Genomic DNA, 6,329 nt, shown 5'->3' on the forward strand with positions numbered 1-6,329 from the left:
GTATGAGCCCGCGCATCATTCTTGCCTCCGGCAGCCAGAGCCGGCGCGCCGTGCTGTCCGCTGCAGGCGTGGACGCTGAAACCATCAAGCCGAATGTGGATGAAGATGCGGCCAAAGCCGCGTTCCGCGCAGAGACCATGTCCGTGCGCGATCAGGCCATGAAACTGGCCGAGATGAAATCCATGAAGGTTTCGATGCGCGAGAACGGTCTGGTCATCGGCTGTGACCAGATGCTGTCGCTGGAAAATGAAGCCTTCGACAAGCCCGTGGATCTTGATGGCGCGCGCGAGCATTTGCGCAAACTGTCCGGCAAGACACATACGCTGGAAACCGGAATCGTGATTTCCGAAAATGGCGAACCGGTCTGGCGTTATCTGGCCCGGCCGAAACTGACCATGCGCGTGTTGAGCGAAGACTTCATCGAAGACTATGTCGAAAAGGTCGGCGATCCGCTCCTCTCCACAGTTGGCGCATACCAGCTGGAAGGCCTCGGCGCGCAATTGTTTACCCGCATCGAAGGGGATTATTTCTCCATTCTCGGTCTGCCGCTTTTACCCCTGCTTGATTATCTGCGCGTTCGGAAGGTGTTGCCCTCATGACCTTGCTGTATGGTGTTGTCGGCGATCCGGTATCGCATTCTCTCTCGCCTGTTATTCACAAGGCGTGGATTCGTGAGCATGGCATCGATGCGACATATGAGGCCCTGCACATTGCCAAAGGCGAATTGCCAGAAGGGCTTGAGACTCTGGAATCGCGCGGGGCAAAAGGGCTGAATATAACCCTGCCGCACAAGGAAGAAGCCTTGGCACTGGCAGAAACGGTAAGTGACGTTGCGCGCCGTATTGGCGCGGCGAACACGCTGGTCCATTTGAAAAAAGGTGGCTGGCACGCAGAGAATACCGACGCGCCGGGATTTGCCGAAACGCTGGGCCAGATCGATATTGATATTTCGGGGCAACATGTCTGTCTGCTGGGGGCAGGGGGCGCGGCCCGCGCTGTGGCACTTGCGATATCCGATATGCGCGCAGATCTGACGATCTGTAACCGGACTGTTTCCCGCGCAGAAGAAATGGCCAACCATCTGAACGTCGAAGCAGAAATCTGCAGTCTGGATCAGGCAGTCGCCGCCATGGGCGAAGCGGACATTGTCATCAATACGCTCAGCCTCGGCCATACCGGCCAGGCGCTTGATATGCCGGATGGAAAATCCCGTATCTTCTACGACATTTCCTATGGCAAGGCGGCAAAATCCATGCTGGACAATGCAACCGCGCAGAACTGGAAGCCGGTGGACGGTCTCGGCATGTTGGTGGCGCAGGCCGCCTTCAGCTTTGAACACTGGTTCGGCGTGCTGCCGGATATGGTGTCAGCTGAAGAACGGTGCCGCAAACTTGTGGAGGCCACGACATGATCATCCTTGGACTGACGGGCTCTATCGGGATGGGAAAATCCGCAACGGCTGAACTCTTCCGCGAAGAAGGCGTGCCGGTTTATGATGCCGACGCCGAAGTTCATGCACTCTACGCAAAGGGCGGGGCGGCAGTCGCGCCGGTTGAGGCGGCCTTTCCGGGTGTTACCGTCGATGGCGCAATTGATAGAAATGCCCTGCGCGGTCGGGTGCTGAATGATTCCGACGCGATGAAGACGCTGGAACAGATTGTCCATCCGCTGGCGGGTGATGCGCAGAAACAGTTTCGCGACAAGGCACATGAATCCGGTGCGCCGTTCATCGTTCTGGATATTCCGCTGCTCTATGAAGCAGGCGGATATGCCTATTGCGATTATGTCGTCGTTGTCAGCGCGCCAGCCGAAGTGCAACGCGAACGCGTTCTCTCTCGCCCGGGCATGACGGCGGACACATTCGAGTCCATTCTCGCCCGGCAGATGCCGGATGCCGACAAACGCGCCAAGGCAGATTTTATCATCACCTCGGCGCATGGTTTCGAGTTTGCACGCGACTGTGTTCAGGCCATAGTGCGCCTGATGAATCGTCTTGCTGAGGAAGAGAGTGACGCATGAGTGATGTTATTCGCGAAATCGCATTCGATACCGAAACAACTGGCCTGAACCCTGCCGACGGCGACCGGGTTATCGAAATCGGTGCAGTGGAAATGAATAACCACATTGCGACCGGTCGCACGTTTCGTGTGCTGATCAATCCCAAACGCTCGGTCTCTGAAGATACGGTCCGCATCACCGGCCTCACGGACGAGCATTTGAAAGATGCGCCCTATTTTGAGCATCCGGAAGTCGTGGATGCCTTCCTGGAATTTCTGGGCGACGCCACGATTGTTGCGCACAATGCAGGGTTTGACCGCGGCTTTATCAATATGGAGCTGGAGCGCTGTGGGCGTCCGCCGATCCCGGAAGAGCGCTGGATCGATACCGCCGCCATGGCGCGCAAGAAATATCCCGGCGCCCCGGCCAGTCTGGATGCGCTATGCCGTCGCTACGATATCTCGCTCGAGAGCCGGACCTTCCACGGCGCTCTGCTGGATAGCCAGCTGCTGGCCAGCGTGTATCTGGAATTGCTGGGCGGTCGCGCGCGCGCTTTCTCGTTCGAGACGGCAGAGGAAATGGATTTCGGGTCGCGGAAGCGGACAGCGAAGCAAAGGCCTCAGCCACTTGCCTCGCAGATCACGGAAGAAGAACGCGCCGCCCACGAAGCCTTTATTGCAAGCCTGGGCGACGACGCGATCTGGAAAAAGGTCAGCTGATCAGGCCTGGCCAACGCCATTTTGGCCTTTCTGTTCGGTGGCGCGCTGGTATTGCGCCTGGTAAAGCTGCACAAAGTCGACCGGGTCGATCAGCAGGGGCGGGAAGCCGCCTTCGCGCGTGATCTCTGCAATGATACGGCGGGCGAACGGGAACAGAAGACGCGGGCATTCGATCAGCAGCATGGGCTCGATCTGGCTTTGATCGGCTGTTTGCAGCTGGAACAGACCGGCATATTCAAGTTCACATAGGAACAGGACAGTCTGCTCTGATGTCGCCTTGGCGGACAGTTTCAGAGAGACTTCGAAGAGGCCATTGCCGTCGGCGTGCGGCGTCGCGCCAACATCGATACCCAGATCAATGTTCGGTTGGGCCTGCACAGGGCCATGTCCTGGATTTTCGAAGGACAAGTCTTTGACATATTGGCCTAGCACCCGCATGGACGGCGTCTGTTGGCCGGTGCCTTGCGGCTGGGGGTTTTCCGGTGTGCTGGCGTCTGTCATGCTTGTTCTCCCTCTGCACTTTACGTCGCGCCGCCTAGCATGCGGCCCCTTAACGCGCAATGTATCACTGGCATGACAGGCCCGTTCAACCTATCTAGAGTGATAGACACTTCTTTGGAGGATATTCCGCCCTCATGTTCGATCCTGTTGTTCAGGTAGTCATTCTTGCGGCGATTGCGCTGTTTGTACTTTTCCGTCTCTACACCGTGCTGGGGAAGGGGGAAGACGATACGCCCATGCGGCGTACCGAACCGTCTGCGAAGCGCGGCGACACCCCTGCCAGTCCTGTAGACAGGCCCCTGCAGCCGGTTGAGCCGGAAACGCCGATCTTTACCGGGCCGGCAGCGGCAGGAATGGAAGAGATCTACAATGCTGACCGCCGGTTCAATGAGCCGGAATTCATGCGCGGGGCCCGTGCGGCCTACGCAATGATCGTCGGAGCCTTTGCCCGGGGCGATCGTGAAGCGCTGCGTCCATTGCTGGATGATGACGTCTATGAAGCCTGGGATCAGGCGATCAGTGATCGCGAAGCCAACAACACGCCCGCCTTTGATCTTCTTCGCATCAAGAAGGCCGAGATCGAAAGCGCTGAGCTGGACGGCAAGATGGCCCGCGTCTGGGTGCGCTATCAAGCTGAACTGGGCGATGGCGAGACGACGCGCACGGCAAAAGAGCTGTGGGCGTTCATGCGCGATGTGACCGGAACCGATCCGAACTGGATCCTGGATGATGTGGAAGAGGCCAAATAGGCCATCTTCTGCTGCAGACCCGACATCTGGGGCGTGACAGACTGACCTGAACCAAGCCATAAGTGACGGCATGTTCCGCCGTTTGCTTTGCCTGTCTGTGATGACCATTCTGGCCTCCTGTCAGAGTGCCCCTCCGCCCGCACCGCGCCCTGTGGTGAGGGATGTTCCGCCCAAAGTGTCTGCCCCGCCGAAACAGGTGGAGGCGATTGAGCGCCCAAGCAGTTTTTCTGCCCTGCCGAATTGGCAGGACGCGGCGATCGAATTGCCGATCAGCGCGTTCAAACGATCCTGCGTGAAGCTTCAGGACCGGTCTGCCGGTGACTATCTTTCCGCCAATGCGCCCTGGGCCGGGTTTGTGGCCGAATGGCTGCCCGTATGTGACGCAGTGAATATGGCGGAGGATGATGCCAGCGCCCGGGCCATTCTTGAGGCAGAATTCCTGCCGGTTGAAATCTCCTCTCCCACGGGCGAGAGCCGGTTTACCGGCTATTTCGAGCCGATGTATGAGGCGCGCTACACGCCGACCCCGCCTTTCACCGAACCTGTGCCGGCGCTGCCAGCGGATCTGGTGCCCAATGGCGCGAACCCGAAACAGCGTATGCCCGATGGCCGGTTGCGGCCGTATCCCAGCCGCGCAGAGATCACGACGAATGGCGTGAAGGCGATTGCCTATGCCCATCCGGCAGATGTGTTCTTCCTGCAGATCCAGGGCAGCGGCCGCCTGCATTTCCCGGACGGGCGGACAGTGCGTGCAGCCTATGCCGCGCATAATGGCCATCGGTTCGGCTCCACGGCCAACTGGCTGATGGAGACGGGCCGCATCAGTGCCGGGGAGGCGAGCATGCAGGGCATCCGCGCCTGGATGGACCGGGCCGGCCCGGTGGAGACGCGCAAGGCGATGAACCACAATCCGCGCTTTGTGTTCTTCCGCGCCTTGCCCGAGGGCGACCCGGCGCTGGGCCCGGAAGGGGCGCAGGGCGTTCCGTTGACGCCGCTGTCATCCATGGCGGTGGACACGTCCATCCATCCGCTGGGCGTGCCGATGTATGTTGAGACCGAGGCGCCGGGCCTGGGCGGCAAATGGGCGGGCCTGTTGATTTCGCAGGACACCGGCGGCGCGATCAAGGGCCCGGTGCGCGGCGATCTCTATTTCGGCACCGGCAGGGAAGCGGGCGAGCGTGCGGGCACAATGAACGCCCCCGGCCGCCTGTGGGTGTTCCTGCCGCGCAAGGTGGCCCGGCGGCTGATGGATGAGAATGTTGCCAACCCGTCTCTCAAGCTGACTGCGCCCTAGGCCATGACCAAGCGCCGCCTGACCCCTGAGGAATCCCGCGCCTGGGCCCGGGTTGCGCGCACGGTAAAGCCAATTGGTCCGCCTACGGCGAATCTGGAGGAGTTCGAGCGCGCCCTGGAATCCGGCGGGCCGGTCAACCCGATGCGGCCGCGTAAACATTCCGCTGACGGACTGATTGCGGCGGCAGGCAAGGCGGAAGAAAAACAGAAACCAACCGCCAGGGCCGCCGACCGGGGCGGTGAGAAACGCGTGCGCCGCGGGCGGCTGGAGCTGGCCGGGACAATTGATCTGCACGGCATGACGCAGACCATGGCTGAATTACGCCTGATGCAATTCGTCACCCACAGCCGCGCCCAAGGCGCGCGCTGTGTGTTGGTGATTACAGGAAAAGGACGCGGGGGCGAGGGGGTTCTTCGGCGGAACTTTCTTCACTGGGTTCAGACGCCGGATGCCAGCCAACATGTGTCTGGCTATTCAGAGGCCCATGTTCGGCATGGGGGCTCTGGGGCGTTTTATCTGTTTCTGCGGCGGTCCGGGCCCGTTCGGCAGCCATGAACTTTTCATACTGAACGGTGAAATCGTCTTTCCCTGGCCCGAGATGTTTCAGGATGCGATGATGTGTTTCCACAACCAGATCCGGATCGTAAACGCACCTTTCAATCCATTCCCGCGCCTGCGGAATATTGCGGGCAATACGACGCAGAAACTTGATGTGAGCTGAATGTGGCGCGTCTTCAAAACGCCACATGAATTTCATGCGGAACGTGTTTCTGGTGCGGGCTTTCCGGCGTGGCATGGCGTTGTCCTTTCTGTGTTCTTTGTCCTGAGTTTTGCCCCTCACCTCCCACCGTCTTTGGCGGCAATTGCGGTATGACCCCCACCTGTCCTCCCCCTTTCAGGGGGAGGGACGCTGACAGCAGCTGCCTTGCTTGAGGAGCATTCTCCCCCCTGAAAGGGGGGAGTTAGAGGGGGGTCATGCGGTGTCTCCATCTGGAAACGGGTTTCGAATTTGGTCTTCCCTGCCCGGCAGCACCTATAGCCGGACTGGCCGCAACCATCCGGGTATCC

8 protein-coding genes are annotated in these 6,329 nt (G+C 59.9%); 7 read left to right on the plus strand and 1 reads right to left on the minus strand.

The window, feature by feature from the left end:
* The first annotated feature begins 2 nt into the window (after positions 1-2).
* The 4 genes from HY29_RS09575 to dnaQ are packed head-to-tail and all read left to right on the plus strand — an operon-like array spanning position 3 to position 2,717.
* Complete coding sequence (locus HY29_RS09575) at positions 3-599, plus strand: Maf family protein (protein ID WP_034796229.1); 597 nt, start codon at positions 3-5, stop codon at positions 597-599.
* Positions 596-1,411 carry a shikimate dehydrogenase gene (aroE, locus tag HY29_RS09580; RefSeq protein WP_034796232.1) on the plus strand — a complete coding sequence of 272 codons (816 nt, stop codon included), beginning with the start codon at positions 596-598 and terminating at the stop codon, positions 1,409-1,411. The genes HY29_RS09575 and aroE overlap by 4 nt, the downstream gene beginning before the upstream one ends.
* Positions 1,408-2,019 (plus strand): dephospho-CoA kinase, encoded by a 612-nt coding sequence (gene coaE / locus HY29_RS09585; RefSeq protein ID WP_034796235.1) that lies wholly within the window; start codon positions 1,408-1,410, stop codon positions 2,017-2,019. The genes aroE and coaE overlap by 4 nt, the downstream gene beginning before the upstream one ends.
* Positions 2,016-2,717 (plus strand): DNA polymerase III subunit epsilon, encoded by a 702-nt coding sequence (gene dnaQ / locus HY29_RS09590; RefSeq protein ID WP_034796238.1) that lies wholly within the window; start codon positions 2,016-2,018, stop codon positions 2,715-2,717. The genes coaE and dnaQ overlap by 4 nt, the downstream gene beginning before the upstream one ends.
* Here dnaQ and secB read toward each other — a convergent pair whose 3' ends face one another.
* Positions 2,718-3,218, minus strand: a complete 501-nt coding sequence (secB, locus tag HY29_RS09595) for a protein-export chaperone SecB (protein WP_034796241.1) — start codon at positions 3,216-3,218, stop codon at positions 2,718-2,720.
* 134 nt (positions 3,219-3,352) lie between these two features.
* Here secB and HY29_RS09600 point away from each other — a divergent pair, with 134 nt between their 5' ends.
* The 3 genes from HY29_RS09600 (at position 3,353) to HY29_RS09610 (ending at position 5,816) form a co-directional block, all read left to right on the plus strand.
* Positions 3,353-3,967, plus strand: coding sequence for a Tim44/TimA family putative adaptor protein (locus HY29_RS09600; protein ID WP_034796245.1), 615 nt, complete (start codon positions 3,353-3,355; stop codon positions 3,965-3,967).
* 70 nt (positions 3,968-4,037) lie between these two features.
* Positions 4,038-5,261, plus strand: a complete 1,224-nt coding sequence (gene mltA, locus HY29_RS09605) for a murein transglycosylase A (RefSeq protein WP_051601378.1) — start codon at positions 4,038-4,040, stop codon at positions 5,259-5,261.
* A 3-nt stretch (positions 5,262-5,264) separates the two neighbouring features.
* Entirely contained in the window at positions 5,265-5,816 is a 552-nt protein-coding gene (locus tag HY29_RS09610) for a Smr/MutS family protein (protein WP_034796248.1), read from the plus strand.
* Positions 5,817-6,329: the final 513 nt, after the last annotated feature.

The sequence above is a fragment of the Hyphomonas beringensis genome, assembly GCF_000682755.1.
Classification (GTDB): Bacteria; Pseudomonadota; Alphaproteobacteria; order Caulobacterales; family Hyphomonadaceae; genus Hyphomonas; species Hyphomonas beringensis.